21 protein-coding genes are annotated in these 24363 nt (G+C 62.2%); 15 read left to right on the forward strand and 6 right to left on the reverse strand.

The genetic code is table 11. The features are described from left to right. The first annotated feature begins 256 nt into the window (after positions 1–256). Positions 257–1411, forward strand: coding sequence for a J domain-containing protein (locus F6X24_RS12295; RefSeq protein WP_151088285.1), 1155 nt, complete (start codon positions 257–259; stop codon positions 1409–1411). Between the two features lie 167 nt (positions 1412–1578). Here F6X24_RS12295 and F6X24_RS12300 read toward each other — a convergent pair whose 3' ends face one another. The 3 genes from F6X24_RS12300 to F6X24_RS12310 all read right to left on the reverse strand — a co-directional run bounded on the left by F6X24_RS12300 (position 1579) and on the right by F6X24_RS12310 (position 4714). After that, positions 1579–2316 (reverse strand): SDR family NAD(P)-dependent oxidoreductase, encoded by a 738-nt coding sequence (locus F6X24_RS12300; RefSeq protein WP_151088286.1) that lies wholly within the window; start codon positions 2314–2316, stop codon positions 1579–1581. Positions 2317–2409: 93 nt separating this feature from the next. Further along, complete coding sequence (locus tag F6X24_RS12305) at positions 2410–3732, reverse strand: family 1 glycosylhydrolase (protein WP_151088287.1); 1323 nt, start codon at positions 3730–3732, stop codon at positions 2410–2412. Between the two features lie 127 nt (positions 3733–3859). Continuing rightward, positions 3860–4714: an SDR family NAD(P)-dependent oxidoreductase gene (locus F6X24_RS12310; RefSeq protein ID WP_151088288.1), complete on the reverse strand. Its 855-nt coding sequence runs from the start codon at positions 4712–4714 to the stop codon at positions 3860–3862. 107 nt (positions 4715–4821) lie between these two features. On the opposite strand from F6X24_RS12310, the gene poxB reads away from it, so the two are divergent. From poxB to F6X24_RS12325, 3 genes are all read left to right on the forward strand, one after another. Further along, entirely contained in the window at positions 4822–6549 is a 1728-nt protein-coding gene (poxB, locus tag F6X24_RS12315) for a ubiquinone-dependent pyruvate dehydrogenase (RefSeq protein ID WP_151088289.1), read from the forward strand. Between the two features lie 120 nt (positions 6550–6669). Next, the gene (locus F6X24_RS12320) at positions 6670–7611 is read left to right on the forward strand and encodes a transglutaminase-like domain-containing protein (protein ID WP_317132482.1); all 942 of its coding nucleotides are present in this window, start codon (positions 6670–6672) and stop codon (positions 7609–7611) included. 28 nt (positions 7612–7639) lie between these two features. Continuing rightward, positions 7640–8584, forward strand: a complete 945-nt coding sequence (locus F6X24_RS12325; RefSeq protein ID WP_191906307.1) for a PD40 domain-containing protein — start codon at positions 7640–7642, stop codon at positions 8582–8584. Positions 8585–8629: 45 nt separating this feature from the next. Here F6X24_RS12325 and F6X24_RS12330 read toward each other — a convergent pair whose 3' ends face one another. Beyond that, positions 8630–9196, reverse strand: a complete 567-nt coding sequence (locus F6X24_RS12330; RefSeq protein ID WP_151088291.1) for a redoxin domain-containing protein — start codon at positions 9194–9196, stop codon at positions 8630–8632. A gap of 52 nt (positions 9197–9248) precedes the next feature. Next, complete coding sequence (locus tag F6X24_RS12335) at positions 9249–9950, reverse strand: 4'-phosphopantetheinyl transferase family protein (protein WP_151088292.1); 702 nt, start codon at positions 9948–9950, stop codon at positions 9249–9251. Between the two features lie 78 nt (positions 9951–10028). Here F6X24_RS12335 and F6X24_RS12340 point away from each other — a divergent pair, with 78 nt between their 5' ends. The 10 genes from F6X24_RS12340 (at position 10029) to F6X24_RS12385 (ending at position 22009) form a co-directional block, all read left to right on the forward strand. Further along, the gene (locus F6X24_RS12340; protein WP_151088293.1) at positions 10029–10976 is read left to right on the forward strand and encodes a WD40 repeat domain-containing protein; all 948 of its coding nucleotides are present in this window, start codon (positions 10029–10031) and stop codon (positions 10974–10976) included. A 108-nt stretch (positions 10977–11084) separates the two neighbouring features. Next, positions 11085–12122 carry a DivIVA domain-containing protein gene (locus tag F6X24_RS12345; protein ID WP_151088294.1) on the forward strand — a complete coding sequence of 346 codons (1038 nt, stop codon included), beginning with the start codon at positions 11085–11087 and terminating at the stop codon, positions 12120–12122. 198 nt (positions 12123–12320) lie between these two features. Continuing rightward, positions 12321–12686 (forward strand): dihydroneopterin aldolase, encoded by a 366-nt coding sequence (gene folB, locus F6X24_RS12350; protein WP_151088295.1) that lies wholly within the window; start codon positions 12321–12323, stop codon positions 12684–12686. 318 nt (positions 12687–13004) lie between these two features. Further along, complete coding sequence (locus tag F6X24_RS12355) at positions 13005–13433, forward strand: BlaI/MecI/CopY family transcriptional regulator (RefSeq protein ID WP_151088296.1); 429 nt, start codon at positions 13005–13007, stop codon at positions 13431–13433. Then, positions 13411–15783, forward strand: coding sequence for a M56 family metallopeptidase (locus F6X24_RS12360; protein ID WP_151088297.1), 2373 nt, complete (start codon positions 13411–13413; stop codon positions 15781–15783). The genes F6X24_RS12355 and F6X24_RS12360 overlap by 23 nt, the downstream gene beginning before the upstream one ends. A gap of 189 nt (positions 15784–15972) precedes the next feature. Continuing rightward, complete coding sequence (locus F6X24_RS12365; protein ID WP_191906308.1) at positions 15973–16524, forward strand: RNA polymerase sigma factor; 552 nt, start codon at positions 15973–15975, stop codon at positions 16522–16524. A 45-nt stretch (positions 16525–16569) separates the two neighbouring features. After that, the gene (locus F6X24_RS12370; protein WP_151088299.1) at positions 16570–17469 is read left to right on the forward strand and encodes a HEAT repeat domain-containing protein; all 900 of its coding nucleotides are present in this window, start codon (positions 16570–16572) and stop codon (positions 17467–17469) included. 141 nt (positions 17470–17610) lie between these two features. Further along, positions 17611–18393: a DUF4097 family beta strand repeat-containing protein gene (locus tag F6X24_RS12375; protein ID WP_151088300.1), complete on the forward strand. Its 783-nt coding sequence runs from the start codon at positions 17611–17613 to the stop codon at positions 18391–18393. Between the two features lie 53 nt (positions 18394–18446). After that, entirely contained in the window at positions 18447–19316 is an 870-nt protein-coding gene (locus tag F6X24_RS12380) for a DUF4097 family beta strand repeat-containing protein (RefSeq protein WP_151088301.1), read from the forward strand. Between the two features lie 92 nt (positions 19317–19408). Further along, positions 19409–22009, forward strand: coding sequence for a DUF5916 domain-containing protein (locus tag F6X24_RS12385; RefSeq protein ID WP_151088302.1), 2601 nt, complete (start codon positions 19409–19411; stop codon positions 22007–22009). Between the two features lie 30 nt (positions 22010–22039). Here F6X24_RS12385 and F6X24_RS12390 read toward each other — a convergent pair whose 3' ends face one another. Next, a complete protein-coding gene (locus tag F6X24_RS12390; protein ID WP_151088303.1) occupies positions 22040–22690 on the reverse strand; it encodes a YoaK family protein in 651 nt (216 codons plus the stop codon). Positions 22691–22895: 205 nt separating this feature from the next. On the opposite strand from F6X24_RS12390, the gene F6X24_RS12395 reads away from it, so the two are divergent. After that, the gene (locus tag F6X24_RS12395; protein WP_151088304.1) at positions 22896–24323 is read left to right on the forward strand and encodes a pectate lyase family protein; all 1428 of its coding nucleotides are present in this window, start codon (positions 22896–22898) and stop codon (positions 24321–24323) included. The last annotated feature ends 40 nt before the right edge of the window (positions 24324–24363 follow it).

Genomic DNA, 24363 nt, shown 5'->3' on the forward strand with positions numbered 1-24363 from the left:
CTAGCTCGTTCTGTGGGAGGCACAGCCTCCCCGAAAACCTGTCACGAGTTACGGCTTCGCCTAAACTCGCGCCAGTAATAGCCAGTACTACCCCAAATTACCGTATAGGCTGTGCTTCCACTGCCGCGCCAGCGGCAAGTCCGTACCGCGCCGATTAGCAACAAAGAACCTACGCGGCACTAAGCTTTTTATCAGCAAAAAAAGCAGGTCTATCCGTAAGTTTGCTTGCGCTGAAGCTACCTTACTCTGCTGCCTTATGGCTAAAAAACCTGCTGCTCCCAAGCCCCAACTCGTACACATCCCAACGACCAGCGCCGATAACCCGGCGCTTTCCAAGGCGCAGAAGGAGTTCAACCGCCTCACCAAGCGCATTTCCAAGCTGGAAAAAGACGTGGCCGAGTTTCGGGAAGCGGCGACCCGGCTGCGCCAGCGCGTGCAGAACGAGTACCGACCCCTGCAAGCCCGACACAACGAGGTGCGGGCCGACCTGGTGCGTATGCTCGACCGCGCCCACGACACGTATAAGCTGACCAAAGGCGAGCGGACGAAAATCGTGTCGCTGCTGCTCGATGGCTGCTACGACCTGCTGCAAAAAGGCCATCCCGACCTGCAACCCATCTTCGATAAGTACGAGGAGCCCGAAACGCCCGAAGAAGCTGCTGCGGCCGATGCCCAAACGGCCGAGATGATGAAGCAGCTGTTCAGCCGGCAGTTTGGCATCGAGTTCGACGCTGATGCCGACGTGAGCACGCCCGAAAAGTTTCAGGCTTACCTGCACCAGAAAATGGCCACTGAGCAGGCCGCCTACGAGCAGGAAGAAGCCGAGCGCGCCGAGCGGCGGGCCAGCCGTAAGAAAAGCCCCAGGCAGCAGGCGGCCGAAGAGAAAAAACAGGCGGAGGAGCAAAATATTACCCAGGCCGTGCGTACGCTCTACCGCGACCTGGTGAAGGCTCTGCACCCCGACCTCGAACCCGATGAAACCGAAAAAGCCCGCAAAACCGAGCTGATGAAGCAGGTGACGACGGCCTACGAAGCCAACGAGCTGCTGACACTGCTGCGGCTCCAGCTCGAATTGCAGCGCATCGACCAGACCCACCTCGAAAACCTGGCCGAAGACCAGCTGCACTACTACAATAAGCTCCTCAAAGAGCAGGCCCGCGAGCTCGACGAAGCCATGTTCCGGGAGCAGGAAATCCTGTCGGGTTTCACCGGCAAGCCTTATTACTATACGCCTACGCCCGCCGCAATGGACTATGACTATGCCCGGCAAAAGGCGCAGCTGGAACAGAAAATCCGGCAGCTGGCGGCCGAGGTGCTGGCCTTTGAGCACGACCCGGCCGCGTTAAAAGCGTTCCTGAAGACTTATAAAGTCCCGAAAGCCGGGTTGGGGCCGGTGTTTCTGGAGTTTTAGGCCAGCGCAGTTTGCCGGGGTGGGTAAGCTAGTAAAAGGTAGCTAAATCTGCACTGGAGTGGGTAGGCAGCACGCAACAACAGCTACCGTCGTGCTGCGCTGCGCGCAGCACGACGGTAGCTGTTGTTAACAAGCAAATCCTGGCTTCGGCTCCGGAGTCTTAACCACTACAAGTGGTCCAGCCGCCCGCCATCCACGCGCACCTCGGCGCCCTGCACAAAGGCGGCATCGTCGGAGGCCAGGTAGGCCACGGCGGCGGCGATGTCTTCCGGCTTGCCTACGTCGCTAGGGTTAATTTTCTCGACGCCCGATTTTACGTTGGGATTATTCCAGAGCATAGGCGTGTCGATGGCGCCCGGCAGCACCACGTTGGTGCGAATGCCTTTGGGCTTGCCCTCAATCACCGACGAGCGCGTGAGCGAGAGTACGGCGGCTTTGGCCGCCGCGTAGGGCGCCACCAGCGCCTCGGTGGCGATGGCGTGGATACTCGCCACATTCACGATATTTCCGCCCGGCTTCATGTTCAGAAAAGCCTGCTTGGTGAAGTAAAACGCCCCCAGCAAATCGACGCTCAGCACCCGCAGCCAGTCGTCGCCGGTGAGCTCATCAAGTGCCTTAAACTGCATAAGGCCAGCATTATTTACTACCACATCGAGACGGCCAAACTTGGCCAGGGTAGCCTGCACCGTGGCAATTACCTGGTCTTCCTGGGCCACATTGCACATGCAGGTCAGCACATCGGGCGCGCCCGCAGTTTTTACCTCGGGCGCGGCGCTGTTTAGATTATCCTGATTGATGTCGGCCAGCACAATACGAGCTCCTTCCGAGCCCATTCGCTTGGCAATGGCCAGGCCGATGCCGCTGGCCCCGCCCGTAATGATGACAACTTTATCCTGAAAACGCATAAATTGGGGAGGTGTAGCGCGAACCCGGAGAGTTCGCGCGTGGTACGTAGAAACGGTAGCATGCGCCAGCGCACGGAGGCCAGGCTATGTAGCTTAATGCAGGTCTTGCAGCGACGTGTTAGCGTTGGACGCGCCCGGCTGACTCAGCACTTGCTGGGCCGCCGCTTTTTGCTGTTTGGCCCAGGCCTCGTTGTTATCCTGCGGCATAATGATGGGCATTTGCAGGCAGGCAGTCTGGGTGGGCAGCACTTCTTTCCACTGGCTGATGAGCTTTTTATAGGCTTCGCCCACGGGCCGGATATTGCGGTTTAAGTCGTAGAGCCCCAGGGGATTGTTGTTATTGTTGTTTTCCCGTAGCGCCGTATCCCAGTCTACCTGGTCGGTGAGCGAATACCAGGTAAAGCCCACGATGGGTACGCCGTCGTTGCGCACGCGCAGCACGTTGGCCCATTCTTTCCAGAGCCAGAACACGGCCTCGTCGCCGTTGGGGCCCTGCCAGAGGTTGGTTTCGGTGTGCATTACCGGCAGCTGGTAGCGGTCGTGGTACTGGGTCGTAATAACGTGATAACCATATATTTCGCCCGATGCCACGGTGCTGCCATCGGCCCGCACGCGGTGCTCATTGGTCCGGTAATAATCGTTGCCCATAATGCACTGGTGCTTGAGATTATTATCCAGAAAGAAGTGGTACTCGTCGCGCGTCATGCCGTTATCGAGCAGATACTCATACATATCGGAGTCGACGCGCCGCCCGTAGTTCAGGTCCAGCGACAGAAAGCGCTTGGCATTCAGAATTTCTGCCGGCTTGATAGACTGCGGATTAGAAGCATGAAAATACTCCGATGATTCGCTTTGAATAAACAGTGCATCGGGCCGCACCGCCAGAATGGCGTGCATGGCCAGCACGTTGGCTTTGACAATGTTTTTAAGAGCCGTCACGAATGCCTTATCGCTGCTAAGCTGCTCGTTCCACCAGCCGTACAGGGCCGAAAACTCGGCGCAGATGTACATCTCATTCACCGGCGTGTAGAGCTGCACCCACGGAAAGCGCTTGGCAAAATCGCTGGCATATTGCGCAAACAGCGCCGGAAAATCAGGATTCTGAAAGTTGCCCAGCCAGTCGGGCACCCCAAAGTGACATAAGTCCACGATGGGCAGGATGTTGCGCCGCAGCAAGTCGTTGAAGGTCACGTCGGCAAAATCCCAGTTGTATTTGCCCGGCCCCATCCAGGTAGTATGAATGGGCGGGCCATAGCGCAGCACCTCAATACCCAGCTCCTGCACCAAGTCAAAATCCTTCTGCCAGAATTTGTAGTGCCCGCATTTTTCCATCTCGTCCTGGCGCACCTTGCCGTTCTGAATGGTTGGGTAACTGTTTTCGATGCCGGTGGCGAAGAGAAATTGGGAAGCAGCCATACAAAATAAAGTGGAAAATAAAGTGGCCTGACGACCGCTAAAAAACTACCAGAAACCCATACGCGAAACCTCGGCCAGTGGACGAATGCCAGCGGCTTTTTATTTGCTTGTGAAGGCTTTGTGAAGCCTAAGCCGTGAACAGAGCACTGTCGCCGGCATCGACGTCGAAGCTGGCGCCGCTGATGTGACGGGCCTCGTCGGAGGCCAGAAATACCGCCATCGGGGCCAGGTCTTCGGGGGCGAGCCAAGGCAGGCGCATGGCGGTGCGCTGGCCCCGCACCTGGGCAACTACCTCGGTGGTAAGGGGTTCGGGCGGGTCGGAGCGGTAGTCCTGATACGCCTCGCGCAGCCGGGTGTCGTTCATGGTCATGGCCGTGGCAATGAGGCCGGGCACCAGGGCGTTTACCCTGATATGGTGCTGGCCCAGGTCAATAGCGGCCGATTTCATAAACCCGATAATGCCCCATTTGGAGGCCGCGTAGCTGCTGCCGTGGCGGAAGCCTTTCTTGCCCTGGCCCGAAGCCGTAACAATAATGCTGCCCTGGTTGCGCTCGGCCATGAGCGGGGCAAAAGCGCGCACGGTATTGGCCGTGCCGGTCAGGTTGGTGTCGATGACATCGTGCCAGTGCTCGTCGGTCATGGCCAGCAGCGGCCTAAACACCTGGATGCCCGCATTGGCAACCAGAATATCCAATTTTCCGAATATTTCCTGAGCTTGCCGGGCGGCTGCCCGCAGCGCCTCAACGTTGCGGATATCGAGCGTAAGCGGAACGAACCGGCCACCTTCCGCCTCTACCAGGCGCTGGGTTTCGGCCAGGTCGGCGGGCGTGGCGGCCGGGTAATCAGTGGTGTGGCTGACTTCGGCGGCCAGGTCGATGCCCATAATGGCGGCCCCCTCGCGGGCATAAGCCACGGCAATGGCACGGCCGATGCCACGTGCGGCGCCGGTGATAACGGCGGTTTTTCCTTCTAAACGATTCATAGCCTTTCAAATGAAGTAGGAAGAATTGCCTATACGGGCGGAACGCAAAGACGCTCACGCCCGTAAGCCTGAAAGCCGCTTTTGACCGCTTCTGCCAGGCTTATCTTATGTCCCAGAAATCCATTTCCGAAATCCTTGTCGATACCCTGCAAGCTGCTGGAGTCAAGCGCGTGTTTGGCCTGGTGGGCGATTCGCTCAATGGCATCACTGATGCTATCCGGACCCGCGAGGGCATCGAGTTTGTGCAGGTGCGGCACGAGGAAGCCGGGGCGTTTGCGGCCGGGGCCGAAGCGTTTCTGACGGGCGGGCTGGCCGTGTGCGCCGGCTCGTGCGGGCCGGGCAACACGCATCTGCTCAATGGCTTATTTGATTGCCACCGCTCGCGGGTGCCGGTGCTGGCCATCGCCGCCCAGATTCCGAGCGCCGAAATTGGCAGCGGCTATTTTCAGGAGACGCATCCCGAGCGCATTTTTCGGGAGTGCAGCCATTACTGCGAAGTGATTGCCGGGCCCGACCAGGCGGTGCGCGTTATTGAGTCGGCCATTCAGGCGGCGCTGGGGCTGGGTGGGGTGGGCGTGGTAGTTATTCCGGGCGATGTAGCCCACCTCAAAGCCGAAGCGCCCGCGCCGCGCCTGCCCAGCCTGGGCCACGAAAGCGCCCTGCGCCCCGCCGAAACCCAACTGGCCAGGGCCGCGCAGCTGCTCGACGAGTGTGAAAAGGTCACGATTCTGGCGGGCATCGGCTGCGCGGGCTCGCACGCCGAGCTGCTGCAGATAGCCGGGGCGCTGCAAGCGCCCGTGGTACACGCCCTGCGCGGCAAGGAGTGCGTCGAGCCCAATAACCCGTTTGACGTGGGCCTGACCGGCTTGCTGGGCATGCCCGCCGGCTACCATGCGCTGATGGAGGCCGATGGCATTCTGATGCTGGGCACCGATTTCCCATACCGCCAGTTTTTCCCCGACGATGCCCGCGTGGTGCAGGTCGATACCCGGCCGCTGCACCTGGGCCGCCGCACCCGCGTAGAGGTGGGCCTGCACGGCTCGGTGGGCGAGACGGTGCGCCAGCTGCTGCCGCTGTTGCGAGCCCGCAGCAGTGACGCACACCTGAAAGCGGCCCGGCAGCGCCACCAGCAAGACGAGCAGCACCTGGCCGAGCTGGCCACCGGCGAGGCCGGCGATACCAGCCTGCACCCGCAATACGTAGCCCGCCTGCTCGACGAGCTGGCTGCCGACGACGCCATCTTTACCTGCGATGTGGGCACGCCCACTATCTGGGCCGCCCGGTACCTGCACATGAATGGCCGCCGCCGCCTGCTGGGCTCCTTCGTGCACGGCAGCATGGCTGGGGCCTTGTCGCAGGCAATTGGGGCGGCGCTGGCTTTTCCGGGCCGGCAGGTAGTGGCATTGTGCGGCGACGGTGGCTTCACCATGCTGCTGAGCGAGCTGATGACCCTGCGGCAACTAAAGGTCCCGGTCAAGGTTATCATCTTCAATAACAGCGCCTATGGCTTTGTGGAGCTGGAAATGAAAGCGGCCGGTACTCTCGAGTACGGCACCAGTATGGACAACCCCGATTTCGGCCGCCTGGCCGAAGCGGCCGGCATCAAAGGCTTGCGCGTGAGCGACCCGGCCCAGCTGGAAAATGCCCTGCGCGAGGCCCTGGCCCACGACGGCCCCGTAATAGTAGATGCCGTAGTGAAGCGCCAGGAGCTGAGTATGCCGCCCAGCATCGACGCCGCGCAAGCCGAGGGCTTTGGCCTGTACGCCCTCAAAGCGCTGATGAACGGCCGCGGCAGCGAGCTGCTCGAAATGGCCAAAACCAACCTGGGGCGCTAACGGCTTATCAACTGGCGAGTTAGGGTGGTGAGAAAGTCCGGGGCTGGCGAGCTGAACAAAAAAGGTGATTTTTGGTGTTAAATTCAGCCCCGCCACCCGCCAGGGGCCGAATTTGCCTGCATGACTACCAACGAAATCAAAGCCCTCATCTCGCTGCTCGACGACCCGGAAATCGCTCCTCAGATTCAGGGAGAAATCCAGAATCTGGGCGAGGCCATTATTCCGTTTCTGGAAGAATCGTGGGAAGAAACCCTCGACCCCCAGCAGCAGCAGCGGCTCGAAGACCTCATTCACCAGCTGCAGTTTGAGGGCGTGCAGCAGCGCCTGCGCGTGTGGCGCGACTCGGGCGCGCACGACCTGCTCGAAGGCATGTGGCTGCTCAATTCGTATCAGTACCCCGATGCTGACTTACAGGCGCTTAACCGGGCCATTGAGCAGCTGCGCTTCGAGGCCTGGACGTTATTGCGCCCCGAGATGCACCCCGCCGACCAGGTGCAGATACTCAACCACGTCATCTTCCGCAACCATAAGTTTTCGGCTAATACCCAGCACTTTCACTCGCCGGCCAACTCCATGCTGCACCGGGTGCTCGAAACCAAGCGCGGCAATCCGCTGTCGCTGGGCGTTATCTACCTGCTCGTGGCGCAGCGGCTCAACCTGCCGGTTTTTGGCGTGAACCTGCCCAATTTATTTGTGCTGACTTACCAGCTCTTTAAGGATGAGCACGGCAAGCCCGTGCTGCCGTTTTACATCAACTGCTACAACCGGGGGTTATATTGTCAAAATCAGATATTGAGCACTACGTGGGCCAGCTCGGTATCACCTCGCAGGAGTCGTTTTACGAGCCTTGCACCCATCTCGATATTGTGCGCCGTGCCATGCGCAATCTGCAGGTTGGCTTCGAGAAATTGCAGGAGCCGGCCAAGGCAGCCGAGGTGTCGCAGCTGCTGGCCATCTTACTTGAGCAGGACGAGCTGGGCCCCGATACCGACGAAGATTAGGGCTAAAGCCCTGCCGCACCGTAGCTTTATATGGGCAGCCCGACTATTTTTGGCTGCGTAATCCGGCTATTGTAATGATGCGCGCCGCTATGTTGCTTAGTTGCCTGGGAGTAGGCTCCCTGGTGTTGCCGGGCGAGCCCGTGCTGCCCCAGCAGCCGCAGATTTTTGCGCCCGGTATCATCAGCACCGGCGAGTATGAGTCGCACCCAGCCTTCACGGCGAGCGGCGACACGCTGTGCTTTCTGAAAAGCGCGCCCGACATGAGCACCTGGACGCTGTGCTTTTCGTATCGCCGCCAGGGGCAGTGGACAACCCCGGTAGTGGCGCCTTTTTCGGGCCGCTACCTGGATGCGGACCCGTTTTTCACGCGCGACGGCCGCACGCTGTATTTTATGTCGTACCGGCCGGTACAGGCCGGCGATTCGGCCCGCCGCGACACCGACATCTGGCGTGTGCACCGCACGCGCACCGGCTGGGGCGCGCCCGAGCACCTGCCGGCTCCGGTTAATAGTTCGGAGGACGAATATTACCCGACCCTCACCGACCAGGGGGCACTGTATTTTGGCTCGAAGCGGCCGGGTGGGCAGGGTGGCTCCGACTTTTACCGTTGTGCCCCGCAGGGCACGGGCTTTGGCGCCGCCGAAAACCTGGGGCCGGCCATTAACACGGCGGGGCATGAATACGAGCCGTTTATTGACCCGCAGGAGCGCTTCCTGATTTTTATGGCGGGCCGCCCGGCCGACCTGCGCAATGCCGACCTCTACCTGGCTTATCGCCGCCGCGGCCAGTGGCAGCCGGCCCGCCGCCTGCCCATGCCGTTTAGCTCATCGAGCATCGAGTTTTCGCCTAAAATAACCCGCGATGGCAAGGCTTTTTTCTTTGCCAGCGCCCGCAGCCTGCCTTTCGTAGCGCCTGCGCAGCCCGAAACGGCCGCCCAGCTGCATCACCGGCTTACCAGTCCCGGCAATGGGCTGGGCGATATTTACTGGGTCGATGTAAAAGCGTTGGGCCTGGACCTAATGCCGGCCGATTGAGCCAGTGGCCGGGCAGATGCGCCCATCACCCGCTTTGTATAGAAATTACCGCTTGATGAGGCAGCCGGTTGCCCGCTTGTCGGCTACGCCGGCCGGGCGGCCGGCCAGCAGGTTATCCAGTACCTGATGCAGGTAGGCTTGCTGCACGCCGCTGGCTACCTGGGGGTTATCGTCGATAGCGCCCCGGTAGCGCACCGCAAAGCCCGAGCCGGCGGGCTGGAGCACCACGGCCTCGGTGGTCTTGCTCACGCCCAGCGCGGTGCTGGCGGCGCCATCGTCGGTGAAAGTAGCCAGCGCGCCGCCCCCGCCGCCCTCGTTCGTGTCGAGGTTGATGGGCACATTAACAAACATAAACTCCACGCCCCGGCCGCCGAAAGCAGTGTGCAGGGCCGAGAGGCGCTCCTGATAGAGGCGCGTGTAGGCGCAGGCCGGGTTCAGAAAGATGACTACTACTGCCTTCTGGCCGTTATACGCACTCAGCGAGGCACTGCCCCCGCCGTTTTTTTGCACCGTAAAATCGCCCACGGTCCCTTGGGCACAGGCGGTGCCCACCGTGACGGTAGCCAGCAGCAGGGCAGCAGCCAGCAACGCCGGAAGTTTACGAAAAGACATGACGAGGGTAGAAAGGAGCAGAGGAGATACGGGCCAGCGCCGGGTAAAGGATTTAGGAAGAAGCAAGCTGGTAGCAGTACGTGAGCACGTAGCCGGCTGCCGGCCGAAGATAACAAATCTGGTGCCGGGAAATGCCTGTGGCTAAGCTCAGCCGGGCGGACAGCCGGCCGGGTACCGGCCAGGGCCCGGCCGGCAGGTCGAGCAGCAGGTTTTCGCGGAAGATAATGCCCCGGCGGCCCGCCAGCTTATAAAGCGTTTCCTTGGCGCTCCAAAGCAGGCTAAATAGCGCTATCGAAGCAGCGCACGGGTCGGAGTTTGCCAGGTGAATATTGGGTAAACAAGCTATTTCATGCTGGTTTAGAAACTTGGGTCCAATGCGCTGCGCTTTATCGCGCACTATTTCTACATCGATACCGACGGCCGTGCCAGGCGGAGCCAGCAGAGCCGCCACCCACTCGCCGGAGTGCGACAGCGATACGGCGGGCGGGCGGCCCGGCCCGGCCAGAAAGGGCCGCCCCGTATCATCATTGCGCAGCGGTGAAGCCGGGGTGGCGGTAGCCGCCAACAGCTGTTGCACCAGCACCCGGCCGGCCAGCCACTGCGCCTGGCGCAGGCCATCGGCGCGGGCGGGCAGCAGCAGCACGTAGGCCGGGGCATCGGCGAGCTGAAGCCAGAGCGCGGCCGGCGCTTCGGTGAGGTGCCAGAGGCCCAGGTGAGCGCCGCCGGGCAGGGCGGTAATAGCGTGAAGTGGCATAACGAAACGAGCAGCGGCGAAGGTAGGGCGGCCCCGGCTAAAGCGGATACCGCCGCGGCGCCCGACCTTTGAGGAGCTATGCTCGCTACTACTCCGCCGCTTCGCCCCACCGCGCACCGCATTGGCACCCTGGCCGGGCACCGCGACGCGGTGTACGCCCTGGCCGGCCGGCCCGACTCCGACCGCATCTTTTCGGGCAGCGCCGATGGCATGGTAGTGGCCTGGGACAGCGCCCGGCCCGAAGCCGACGGCGAGCTGCTGGCGCGGGTCGAGAATTCGGTGTATGCCCTGCGCGAGCTGCCCGGCCGCGGGCTGCTGCTGCTGGGCCACAATTTTCAGGGCGTGCAGGCTATTGACCTGCCGAGCAAAACACTCGCCTTCGCCACGGCGCTGCCGCCGGTGGCCATCTTCGATATAGTATATTCGGAAACGCGCCAGCGTCTGTACTGCGCCCTGGGTGATGGCACGCTGGCCGTGCTGCGCGGCTCCGACTTCCGGCTTGAGCACCTGCTGCGCCTAAGCGCTAAAAGTCTGCGCTGCCTGGCCCTGCACGAAGGCCGCCACGAGCTGGCCGTGGGCAGCTCCGACTGGAAGGTTTACGTGCTGGACCTCGACTCGCTGCAAATAAAAAACTCGCTGTCCGAAGCAACCAATTCCGTTTTTACGCTTACCTATACCCCCGACGGCCGCCACCTGCTGGCGGCCGGCCGCGATGCGCACCTGCGGCGCTACGATACTACCCAGGATTACGCGCTGGCCGATAGTATAGTAGCCCACATGTACGCTATCAATCACCTGGCTTTTAGCGGCGATGGACGCTACCTGGCCAGCTGCTCGCTCGATAAGAGCATCAAGCTCTGGGACCCTGCCAGCCTGGCTCTGCTGCGGGTGCTGGACCGGGCCCGCACGGCCGGCCACGGCACGTCGGTCAATAAATTGGTTTGGCCGGGCAACCCGCATCGGCTAGTTTCGTGCAGCGATGACCGAAGCCTGGCCGTGTGGCAGGTTGCAGTGGGCAGTGAGTAGGAATAGTTTTTGTGCGCGGCGCCCGGGCTGAGGTTCCGTTTTTACTGTTGCGCTGCCCTCATTAAGCATTCGTAGTCACCCGCTCCTTGTTATTTGCTTCCTGAATTTATGAAAATTACCGCCCTCGATATCCGGCAGAAGACGTTTGAAAAATCCTTTCGGGGCGTTGATAAGGACGAAGTGCAGGCTTTCCTGAACATGGTGTCGCAGCAGTGGGAGCGCCTGGGCGACGAAAACCGCGAGCTGCGCCTCAAGCTGGAGCACGCCCAGCAGGATGTGCAGAAGATGCGCGAGGTAGAAAGCTCGCTCTACCGCACCCTGAAAACGGCCGAGGACACCGGCAACTCCATTACCGAGCAGGCCCAGCGCGATGCCGACCTGCGCCGCCGCGAGGCCCAGCTGCTGGCCGAGCAAACGCTGGCGGAAGCCCGCCAGCGCGCCCGCGCCATTGTGGAAGAAGCTTACCAGACAGCCACTAGCACCGTAGCCGATATGCAGAAGGAAGTTGGTGGCCTGGGGCAGGAGTGCCAGCGCCTTGAGCAGCAGCTTGATGCGTTGGTGCGCGACCTACACCACCTGGCTTCCGATGCGCTCGAAAAAGTGGAGCGCGCCCGAACCCGCCCCAAAAATGGCTCAGCGGCTATCCTTTCGCGGGCCGGCAGCGTACAGGTAAAGCGGCCCGATGAAGCGGCCGCGCCCGAACCTAGCCCTGCCCCCGATATGAACGTCACCACTGCTTCTTCCCGCCCTTCGGCAGCGGCCGTTGCTTCGGCTCCCGCTGCTGCCCCAAGTGCTGCCCCCGCTGCCCGCGCCGGGCAGGATGCGCCGCCCTCAGCAGTCGCACCCACCGGCTACAACCCCAAGCCGGGCCAGCAGCCCGACCCCGGCCAGGCGCCTACGCCCGATATTGAGCGGCCCCACGCGCCGGCCGAAAATCCCGGTATTGCGCCCGCGCCGCGCATCGACCAGCCCGGCCCCGAAACGGTGCCCTCGCCGCCCTCGCCCTATGTGGAGCCGGCGCGGCCCGAAATCAGCCCGATTGGCCCCGGCCGGCCCGAAATTCAGCAGCCCGAGCGTACTACTCATCCCGGTATGGCAGCGCAGCCTGAGCCGATAGGGGAGAAGTCGTTTTTTGACGAAATATAGACCACGGATTTATCGGATTCGTCAGATTAAACCGGATTTTGGGGATGTCAGTGCGCTTTTAGTCCGGTAGCTCTTTATTTTTTGATGACGTATGCAGGGCTGCCCAACGGGCAGCCCTTTACTTTTAGGGCCGCGAAAGGGATTCGTCACCAAAATCCGGTTAATCCGACGAATCCGATAAATCCGCGGTTCAGACAGATGGGCCAGATTGCACTTGAAGGACTCGAATTTTTTGCCTTTCACGGCTATTATGATGAGGAGCAGAAAATCGGCAATAAGTACGGCATCGACCTGTACCTGAAAACTGACCTGCACGCGGCCGGCGCCTCCGATAAGCTGGCCGAAACTGTTAATTACGAGGTGCTTTACCGGCTTGTGCTCGAAGAGATGCAGCGCCCGGCCCGCCTCCTGGAGCACCTGGCCCACCGCATCCTCGACCGCCTGATGAGTGAATTTCCGCAGGTACGCAAGGGAAGGGTGAGCGTGTCGAAATTCAACCCGCCGGTGGGCGGCATCTGCCAGCGGGCACGCGTTACGCTGACGCGCAAGCAAGGCAGCAACTAACCAGGCGCGAAGCAGAGCGCTTCTCTTTACAGCCAGAGCAGTTCCCGGATTGGGGCGGGGGCGCGCTGCCGGCTGTCCGCTTCTCGGGTGCGCCAGCCGTTCCGGCAACAAGCGGACCGTCGGCAAAAAGCCGGCAGCTCACTTTCACCTGACAACGGCGGCAGAGAGTACACGGCCCATTAGAAAATAATGCGGTTGACTATCAAGGTATTGCTTTGTTATACGAAATTTGTCGTACATTGCTTTTGCAAGTACGAAGCCTCTCGTATAATCTTTGGCCTACGAAATAATTCGTACGAAACTTTTTCGCCCTAACCTATGCCCAAAGCCCCCCCTAAACCTACGGATTCTGAGCTGGAGATTCTGCACGTGCTCTGGCAGCACGGCCCGGCTACGGTGCGCACCGTAAACGAGCAGCTGAGCCGGCACCGCGAAGTTGGCTATACCACTACCCTGAAAATCATGCAATTGATGCTGGAAAAGGGACTGGTGCAGCGCGACGACGAAGGCCGCAGTCACATTTACCGGGCGGCCGTGCGCGAGCAGGATACCCAGGGCCTGCTTCTCGACCGCTTCGTGGAGGCCACCTTCGGCGGCTCGGCCCTGAAGCTGGTAATGCAGGCACTGGGCCACCGCCGCACCTCGCCCGACGAGCTGGCCCAGATTCGGCGCCTGCTCAATGACATTGAGATTCAAAACGCTAACCAGTCAACCGCTACTCCCCATGACGACGCTCCCGCTGCTTAGAGAGGTATTGTCGCCCGCCCTGGTGCGGGCGTTGGGCTACGCGCTGCTGCACTCGCTGTGGCAGGGGGCCGTGCTGGCGCTGGTGCTGGCCGGCGTGCTGCCGCTGCTGCGCCGCCAGCGCGCCGAGCTGCGCTACACAGTGGCGGCCGGCGCGCTGGCTATGCTGGCGCTCGCGGTAGCCGGCACGTTCGGGTTTTACTACCAGCAAGCGCCGGTGGTGCAGCCAGTGGCCGTGTCGTTGGTCGTGAGGCCGGGAGCTGCTGCAATAGTGCGGAATAGTAGTTATTCTGAATATTCGACCCAGTCTTTAGGCCAAGCTGCCGCGCCCACCGCAGTTTCGGCCCGGCTGGCCCCGGCAGCCTGGCTGCGCGTGGCCGGCCACCGCTGCGAGCCTTACCTGCCGGTGCTGGTAGCAGCCTGGCTGCTAGGCTTGCTCTTAATGGGCGGCCGGCTACTGGGCGGTTTACTCTACGCGGGGCGCTTGCGCCGCACCGGTACGCGGGCCCTGGGCGCCGACTGGCAGCAGCGCCTGACGGCGCTGGCCCACCGGGCCGGCCTACGTCGGCCGGTGGCGCTGCTCGAATCGGCGCGGGTGGCCGGCCCGCTGGTGCTGGGGCATTTGCGGCCCGTGGTACTGCTGCCGCTGGGCGCCGTAGCGGGCCTGAGCCCGGCACTGCTCGAAGCCCTGCTGGCGCATGAGGTGGCGCATATAGCCCGGCGCGATTATCTGCTAAACCTGGGTTTGGCTGTAGTGGAGGTACTGTTCTTCTACCATCCGGCCGTGTGGTTTATGGCCAACTGCCTGCGGGCCGAGCGCGAAAACTGCTGCGACGACCAGGCCGCTGCCCTCTGCGGCGGCGACCGCCTGCGGGTGGCCCGGGCGCTGGCGGCCCTGGCCGAGCTGGAAGCGGCGACTGTTGCTGCGCCGCGCCTGGCGCTGGCTGCCACGGGCACGGGCGGGCGCGGCTCTCTGCTGGCGCGGGTGCGGCGGCTGGCATTGGGCCGGCCCCAGGCCCCCACGGTAGGCGAGGGGCTGCTGGCTGGTTTGCTGACCTTACTGGGCTTGCTGGGCCTGAGCACCGGCGTGGTGCTGGCCGCCAGCCCCGAGCGGGCCACTGCGAGCCTGGGCAAGCGCCAGACGGCCCCCGCTAGTCCGGTGGCCAGCCCCGTCGATACTACCCGCCGCAAGGTGGCTGCTTCCGCGCCACCCGCAGTGCCAGCCCCACCGCCCGTGCCGGGCGATACAGTGCGGCACACCGAAAAAATTGTGCGCGTAGAGCGTAACGACGACCACGATGACCAGGCCGACGACCAGCCGCGCCGGTTTCGACAGGGGCCGCCCCGGCGCGGAGCCAGCACGGTGGTGCTCGAAAAAGACAAGAAGGGCCGCGTAGTAAGTTTGCTGGTAGATGGGCAGCCCGTTGAAACCACGGCCCCCGGCAAGAAAGCCAAGCACGGCAAAGTGGCGAAAACCGTAGAAGTAGTGCGGGTGCCCGACCCGCGCGATGGGCTAACGCGCCTCGAGCGGCCAATGAGGCCAGAGCGTCTTGAGCAGCCCGAAAATCAGTCGTTCAGCTTTAATTTCTCGGCCGATGGCGTAGCCCGCCAGGCTTTGGAAAGCGCCCGCCGGAGTTTGCGTGAAACGCTGCGCAACCCGGACCTGACGGCCGACCAGCGCCAGCAAATGGAGCAGGAGCTGCGCAAGCTGGATAAAAGCAGCGCCAGGCTGCGGTGGTCCGACAACGGCCGTGAGTTCAAGGAGTTTCATTTTAACCTGAATAGCGCCGCCGCCAGCCACGTGGACCCGCGCGTGCATATCGAGTTCCGTAAGCGTGGTGACCTATACCATCTGCGGGCCGATGGCCAGGGCAACCTCGCGGGTGATGACGACGCCCACCGCGCTGAGCGCGAAGCTGAGCGCGCCGAGCGTGATGCTAACCGCGCCGAGGCTGATGCCCGCCGTGCCGAGCTGCGGGCTCGCATTGCCGCCGCCGAAGCTGAGCTACGGGCGCTGGATGGCCCCGCTGCCCGCTCGCCCCGTGCGCCGCAGCCGCCCCGGCCGCCGCGTGCTCCACTGGCTCCGCTAGCGCCGTTCTCTCCTCAGGGTCCGCCTCCGCCCCCGGCACCACCCGCCCCCAAAACGGGCGAGCTGCGCGATGCGCTACGCCACGACGGCCTCATCGGCCAGCATGACCGCAGCTTTTCCTTTCAGCTCAACGACAAGGGAGGCCGGGTAAATGGCAAAGCCCTCACGCCCGCTCAGGTGGAGCGCTACCGCAAGCTGCTGAACCAGCCCGCCGGCAGCAAAGGCAAGTCGTCAACCTATAACATCAATATTGACGAGAATTAACCGCTTGTTTAGCAGGCTATAAGAAAGTGGGCCGGTTGTCTGGATAGCAGATAGCCGGCCCACTTTTTATGGGCCAGCCGCCCCATTGCTGGTTTTTCTGAAAAAACTCTAACCTCGCTGTAACGAATGGCTACTTCGCCGGTACTCCCTGCAAAACCTGCTTCCCCTGGCCTTTTCAACGTCGCCCCCATGCCGCCTGCCACCGCTACTTTTCTCAGCGATGAAGCCCTGATGGCCCAGGTGCAGGCCGGCGACCTCGACCAGCTGACCGGGCTGTTTGAGCGCTACCACGGGCCACTGTTTGGCTTCCTGGCCCGCCTGGCCAACGGCGACCGCGACCTGGCCCAGGACCTGACCCAGAATGTATTTGTGCGGGTGCTGCGCTACCGCGCCAGCTACCAGCCGGGCCAGCCCTTCCGGGCCTGGGTGTACCAGCTGGCCCGCCACGTGTGGGCCGACCACTACCAGCGTCAGCGCCCCACCGCCGACCTGGAAGAAGTGGAAAAAACCACCGCCCACGGCCGCGCCGCCCAGGCCCAGCGAGCAGCCACCGACCAGCACCAGGCCCTGCACGAAGCGCTCGGCCTGCTGCCCGCCGCCCAGCGCGAGGTGCTGCTGCTGCACCGCTTCCAGGGCTTCGACTACGCCGAAATCGGTGAACAGCTGGGCTGTACTGCCGGCGCGGCGCGGGTTAAAGCCCACCGGGCCCTTGACGCGCTAAGAAAGATTTATTTAAGCTAAAATAGTAACAATTAATAATTAATAATTAATAATTAATAATTAATAATGAGCTTCTCTAGTAATTCTCACCTGACTGACCCGGCCTGTGCCGAGCTGCGGGCCTGGCTACCCGACCTGGCCGATGGCCGGCCGCTGCCGCCCGAAGCGGCGCACCTGGCCGCACATCTGCCCGCGTGCCCGGCCTGCCAGGCCGAGCTGGCCGAGCTGCGCCAGCTCTTCAACGACCTCGACGCGCTACCCGCCGAGCTGCCGCCGCTGACCATGCGCGACGACTTTCAGGCCCTGCTGCACGAGGAGAAGGCAAAGCTGGCCGCCGCTTCGCCGACCGGGCTGACGGCCGCACGGGGCGGCCAGCCGCTGCAAAGTGCCGCCATGCAAGAGGCGCAGCCGGGCCCGCAGCGGGTGCTGGCAGTTACGCAGCAGTGGCTGCGCGTGGCGGCCAGCGTAGCGCTGGTGGCAGTAGGCGCGGTGCTGGGGCTGCTGCTGCGCGGCGGGCCGGTGGCCCCGCCGCTGGCACAAAATACCCAGGCTGCGCAGCCCCAGCAGCCTAGCTTATCGGTGCGGCTGGCGGCGGCGCGGCAGCAGCCGGCCACGGCCAGCGAGCGCCTGCAGCTGGTGAGCCAGGCCCCGGCAATGGTAGTGGAGCCCAACGACCCGGCTGTGCTCACCCTCATTCATACCCTGGACACTGACCCGAACCCCAATGTGCGGCTGGCCGCCTGCGAGGCGCTGGTGCGCCTGCGGGCCGACCCCCGCGTAGGGCCGGCGCTGGTTGAAGCCCTGCCGCTGCAAACCGACCCCAACGTGCAGATTACCCTCATCGACGCTCTGGTGACTCTGCGCGAAAAGCGCGCCGTGCCGCAGCTTGAGGAGTTGGCCCGCCAGCCCGCAGTGCTTCCGGCCGTGCGGCAGCAGGCCGAGAGCGGGCTGGGACAGCTGATTTAATATTCAATAAATTTAATATAAGTCAGGCGGCGTGGCACGCTGCCCTGGCTTCTCCCACCGCGATGGCTTTGGCAGCGGGTGGGGAGCGGCGTGCCACGCTGCTTTCGCGACTGCCTCCTACTCCTTTCGCTTTTACCTATCATGAAAAAATTTGCCTTAATTCCTCTGCTGGCCTTCGGCCTGGCCCTGCCCGCGTCGTTGCGCGCCCAGGAGTACAAAATGAAATTCAGTAGCCCGACCAACCGCAAGGTGGTGCTCGACATGCGCGGCAGCGACGTGTCAGTAGAGGGCTACGACGGCGACGAGGTGCTGATTCACGGCTCGGGCCATTTTGAGGCGCCGCCGGCGTCGGCTACCGGGTTGCGGCCTATCTATAATGGCGGCAGCGACAATACCCGCCTGGGCCTGGCGGTGACTGCCGGGGCCGACAATACCATTCGCATCTCGAAAACGGGGCGCAGCGAAGGCCACTACACCGTGCGCCTTCCGCGCCAGACCGACATTTCCTTTGCGCAGGGCGGCTGGGGCGGGGCCGATGACCTGACCATGCGCGACCTGGCCGGCCGCATCGAAATCAGCCTGCAATCGGGCGATTTGCGGCTGCTGAACGTGAGCGGCCCCATTGTGGCCAACACCGTGAGCGGCGACATTAAGGTGCAGTTCAGCGCCACGCCCAGCCAGCCCAGCGCCATCTCGTCGGTGAGTGGCGACGTGGACGTGACGCTGCCCGCCAGCTCGAAAGTGAGCCTGTCGATGCGCTCTATATCGGGAGAAATCTATACTGATTTCGACCTTAACCTGAGCGGAGGCAACGGCCTGCGCCACGTGGGCGGCCAAACGGTGGAAGGCCGCGCCAATGGCGGCGGCGCTACCTTCTCGCTCAAGAGTATCAGCGGCGACATTTTCGTGCGCAAAGCCAGGTAGAAGCCGTGTGCGCTACATTCTTACCCTCTTCTCACTCCTTGATTTAGCTTCTTATGACCCGCTTTTTACTTGCCGCCCTGCTACTGCTCAGCAGCCTGGCCCCGGCGCTGGCCCAGCGCCTCGTAACCCAAACCGCAAACCTCACCGCCGGCCAGCGCGTGCTGCTGGACCTGAAATTTGCCCATACCATCCGGGTGCGGCCGGGCGCGGGGCTGAGCGTAAATGCCAGGGTTAGTATCAATGACAATCAGCAGAATGACCTCTACCGCCTGACTACCGAAACTACGGGCCCGGAGCTGGCCGTAGTTGAAAAGCTCGACGAAGAAAAGCTGCGCCAAACCCAGTACACCGGCGACTGCCAGGAAGGCAGCCGCACCAATTCTTCGGGGGGCATACACGGCGGCTACACCCGCTCGGCCAAAACCGGCGGGCTGCGGCCCAGTGTCAGCTACCACCAGGGCGAGTACAGCTATTGCCTGAAAATCGACTACGAGGTGACCTTGCCCGTGGGCACGGCCCTGCGTATCATGACCCTTACCGGCGACATCGACGTGAGCGGCCTCAGCGGAGCGCTCACTGCCAAAACAGTGAGCGGCGACCTGCTGCTCAGCAGTCTGGCCGGCCCCGTTACGGTACGCAGCGTGAGCGGTGATGTAAAGCTGAGTAACCTGAGCAGCAGCGCCGTAGAGGCCATTACCGTAAGCGGTAATGTAGACCTGAGCTGGCCGCCGGCCCAGGGCGCCGACCTCAGCCTGAAGAGCATTACGGGGGAGGTGTATGCCGACCCGGCCGTGACGTTCAGCAACCTGAAAGCGCACAGCTACGTGGGCTACGAGCTGCACGGCAGCTACGGCAGCGGCACGGGTCCGCTGGTGAAGCTCGAATCGGTGAGTGGCGACGTGTTTTTCAGAAAGCAGCCGTAGCCCAAATCGCCAAAAAAACTGGGTAACTCAGACAACGCTGGCACTTCGGCCGGTGTCTATGGCTCACTACACCCTTTCTTCACCTGCCTGCCATGTTTTCTGCTTTAGCTCTACGACGGGTTTTCTGGCTGTTGCTGAGCTGTTTATTATTAGGTACTGCTGAGCGGCTGGCTGCTCAGTCGCTTCCGGCCAGTTCGTCGGCCCCGGTTCGCCGGCAGGTGGCTGCCCAGCGCATAGCTGCTCCGATTAAGCTCGACGGCCTGCTCGACGAGGCCGCCTGGCAGGCCGCCCCGGTGGCGGGCCGGTTTACCGAGTACCGGCCGCACCCCGGCCACGCCGAGCGCCTGCCTACCGAAGTACGGGTACTCTACGATGATGCCGCGATGTACGTGGGCGCCAGGATGATAGAGGCCAGCCCCGATAGCATCAGGCGCGAGCTGACGCAGCGCGATAACGTCGGAAATACCGATTTCTTTGCCATTTTTCTCGACCCTTACCGCGACCACCTCAACGGCTATGGCTTCTTCGTGATGAGTACCGGCGTGCAGATGGACACCCGCTACTCGCCCGCCAACGGCGAAGATGGCGCCTGGAATGCCGTGTGGGACAGCCGCGTAGCCCCGCTGCCCGGTGGCAAGGGCTGGAGCGTAGAAATCCGGATTCCGTACTCGGCCATCCGCTTTGCCCAGGCGCCGGTGCAAACCTGGGGCCTGCAGTTTATGCGGCAGCGTAAGCGGGATAACCAACAGTTTACCTGGAATCCTATCAATCCGGCCGTCGATGGCTTCGTAAACCAGTGGGGCGAGCTGACCAATCTTGAAAACCTGCACCCACCGCTACGCCTCTCGCTCACGCCCTACGTAAGCGCCTACGTCAATCATTATCCTTATAATGAGCTGGGTAAGCAAAACGCAACTACCAGCTTCAACGGCGGCGCCGACCTGAAATGGGGCATCAACGAAAGCTTTACGCTCGACGCTACGCTGGTGCCCGATTTTGGCCAGACTATCAGCGACAACCAGGTGCTGAACCTCTCGCCCTTTGAGGTGCAATACCCGGAAAACCGGCCTTTTTTCACCGAAGGCACCGAGCTCTTTAACAAGGGCGGGCTGTTTTACTCGCGCCGGATAGGCGCGCAACCTATGGGCTTTGCCGACGTGCCGGTGCTTCAGGCGCAGGGTGGGCTTTTGGCTAAGGGAGAGTTTGTGTACCAGAACCCCGGGGTAACGCGCCTGCTGAATGCCACCAAAGTATCGGGGCGCACCAGTAAAGGCCTGGGTATCGGCGTGTTCAATGCCGTGTCGGCCGCCAGCTACGCCACGGTGCAGGACTCGCTTAGCGGCCGCCAGCGCCAGATTTTGACCCAGCCGCTGACCAACTACAACATCGTGGTGCTCGACCAGAGCCTGCCCCACAACTCGTACGTATCGCTCATCAATACCAACGTGACGCGCGGCGGCCAGACGTACAACGCCAACGTCACGGCCGGCCTGTTTCGCCTCGTCGATAAAAAAAACCAGCATGCCTTCAGCGGTCAGCTCAACTACTCGCAGCGCCACGGCCTGGCGCTGAATTCGGAAGCGCCGATTGATGACCAGAGCGGCTATAAGTACTACCTCAACTACGGCAAAATATCGGGTAACTTTACCTGGTACGTCGACCACGGCATCGAATCAGATACCTATAACCCCAACGATTTGGGCATCTTGTTTGGCAATAACAACGTGTCGCAGTCGGTAAACGCGAGCTACAACAAGTACCAGCCTTTCTGGAAAGTCAACAACCTCTATACCTCGGCCGGCATTTATCACTCTTTTTTATTCAAGCCCTTACTCTATCAGAATACCGGCTTCTACGGCAGTGCCAACACCACCTTTACCAAGAGCTTTCTGACTACCGGCTTCAATGTGAACGTGGACCCGTTGCGGCGCGACTTTTACGAGCCGCGCACCGCCCCGCTGGGCGGGTACTACGTGTGGGTGCCGAGCAGCGTGAATCTGGGCGCGTTTGTATCGTCGGACTACCGCAAAAAGCTGGCCTACGATATTAACGCCGGCATTCGGCCCTACGCGCTCGACAACCGCGTGGAGCGCCCCCGCCGCCTGGCCTACGGCCTTACCCTGAGTCCGCGCTACCGCGTCAGTGATAAATTAAATTTTCGCTATACCTTCGATTATGCTTTGAAGGTGAACCAGATAGGCTACGTGAACGACGGCTTCGATTTGACGCAGCCCATAGACCAGTTTTATAGCGCGCTCCTGACGCCCGACGTGCTGCTGGGCCGCCGCCGGGTGGTGACGTACACCAACACGCTGGCCGCCAACTACACCTTCACCAACCGTATCTCCCTCACGTTCCGCACCCGGCACTACATCAGCAGCGTGCACTACCTGAGCTTCGCCCGCCTGAGCCCCAACGGCGGGGAGGAGAACCTGCCGGGCTACTTCCGCAACCACGACACCAGCTTCAACGCCTTCAATATCGACGCGGCGTTTGTGTGGTGGTTTGCGCCCGGCTCGCAGGTGAGCCTGGTGTGGAAAAATGCGGGTGGCACCAGCATCCTGGGCAGCGAAGCCACGCCGCTCTACTTCGACAACCTGGCCAGTACCATAAATACCGCGCATAATAACAATGTGTCGGTGAAGATTTTGTATTACCTCGACTACCTCACCGTGCGGTCCCGGCGCGGGTAGCAAGGGTTCGTCATTCGTTATGCTATATACCTACGCGATGCCCCGCGCGCGGCGCGCTACCAGGGCCAGCGCCAGGCTTAGGCCGGCGGCCAGAAGCAGTACCCGCGTGGGTTGGTGCCGCAGCGTAGCGGCTCCGCTCAGCGCCCCGGTCAGAAACGCCAGCCAGAGCGTGCCGGGCCAGAGCCAGTCTTGCGCCGGCGCGCGCCCGCTCAGCCACTCGGCCAGGCCGGTCCCCATGCGCACCAGCGTGCCCGTCACAAACGTGAGGCTGACCTTGATGCGCCCCACCTGATGCACCGAGGCATTGAGCGTGCCCATGCCCAGGGTGAGGCCCGCGATAGTAGCGGCCGGCACAGTGTGGGCAAGCAGCAGCAGGGCGGCAGTCAGTAGTAATATACACGTGTTGCCCCAGCGGCCGGCGCGGTAGTGCAGCAGCGTGCCCAGCAGCACGCCCCCAATAAATAAGCCCACCACGCCGGCCAGCTCGCCGGCTTTAGCCGCGTTTTGCTGCGCAATGGCCACGCCCAGCGACGTTGTGTTGCCGCTCATAAACGACACGAACAGCCCCTGAAAGCGCAGGTAGCTCACCGCATCGACGTAGCCGGCCAGCGCTACCAGGGTCAGCGTAAAGCTCAGGCCGGCCAGGGGGCCGGCCGCCGGGGGTGAAGTAGAATCAGCCATAGTAAAAAAAAGCGCCGCGACTGCGCCGCTGGCAACGTTGCCGACAACGATTGCGCAAAGAAAGTACCGCGCCCGCGCCGGGAGCCCCGGTGCAGCTACTCATATTTGTAGCCTTCGGGTAGGTTGCCTGCCCTTAGCCCCACTTTTTGTCGTCTTTATTATGTTGATAGGCTTTGGGCTTCGCCACGGGTTGTTACTGGCCACCATGGCTACCAGCTGGGCCCTGCGCCTGAGCGGGCCGGGCGTGGCCGCCCCGCCGCTGGCTTTTCCGGGGGTTGAGGGCGCGGGGCGCTTCACCACGGGCGGGCGCGGCACGGCCGCGGTGCCCACCACGGTGCTCGAAGTTACCAATCTGCTCGATGATAACAAGCCCGGCAGCCTGCGCTACGCCGTGGAGCTGAGCGAGGCCAAGGCACCGAGCCGCACCATTGTGTTCCGGGTGTCGGGCACCATCCACTTGCTCTCGCCGCTCACCATCAGCAAATCCAACACCACCATTGCGGGCCAGACGGCCCCCGGGGGCGGCATCTGCCTGGCCGATTACACGGTGCAGATAAAAGCCACGAACGTGATTGTTCGCTTCATGCGGTTTCGGCTGGGCGATAAAAACCAGAACCAGGGCTTTGTGGATGGTGCGGGCGGCGACGATGCCTTCGGCGGCTTGCGCAACCACCGCCTCGTCATCGACCACTGCTCGATGAGCTGGAGCACCGACGAGGCTTTTTCGGTGTATGAGGGCGACAGCACCACGCTGAGCTGGAACCTCATCGGGCCGCCGCTCAACTACTCGTACCACTACGAGAAGGGCGATACCGACTTCGAGCACCACGGCTTCGGCGGCATCTGGGGCGGGCAGCATGCCAGCATGCACCACAACCTGTTTGTGCACTGCAACAGCCGCACGCCGCGCTTTAATGGCAGCCGCTACACCCACGCGGCGGGCTACGAAAACTGCGACTTCCGCAACAACGTTATTTACGACTGGGGCGAAAACAACGTGTATGCCGGCGAAGGCGGAAACTATAATATAGTAAATAACTATTATAAGCCCGGCCCCAGCACCAAGGAAGCCGTGCGTACCCGCGTGCTTAATCCGTACAAAGTTGATAAAGGCAACAATCCGTTGCCCTACGGGAAGTTTTACCTGGCCGGCAACTACCAGGAAGCCAGTGCCGAAGTAACGCGCAACAACTGGCGCGGCGTGGATATGAACGGCGGCACCCGCGCCGATACCGTTCTTTCCAAAGTCACGACGCCGTTCAACTTCGGCCCCATACCTACCGAAACCGCCGCCGAAGCCTACGAAAGCGTGCTGAAAGGCGCGGGTGCCGTGCGCCCCCTGCGCGATACCCTCGACCAGCGCATGGTGCGCGAGGTGCGCACCCGCACCGGCCGCATCATCGACGTGCAGGGCGGCTATCCACACGGCACGCCCTACGCGGTTTCGCGCAACGCCTGGCCCGTGCTGAAGCAGGCTCCCGCACCCCTCGACACCGACCACGATGGCATGCCCGACGCCTGGGAAACGGCCCACCAGCTCAACCCCCGGAACGCCGCCGACCGCAGTAAAATTGGGGATAGCGGATATCCTATGCTGGAGGTATACCTGGCCGGGCTAGCTGTGGGCAAATGAAGAAAGCTGAGGTGCTAGAGCAAACTTCAGGTTTGTGTAC

Origin of the sequence: Hymenobacter baengnokdamensis (genome assembly GCF_008728635.1) — a bacterium.
Taxonomy (GTDB): domain Bacteria; phylum Bacteroidota; class Bacteroidia; order Cytophagales; family Hymenobacteraceae; genus Hymenobacter; species Hymenobacter baengnokdamensis.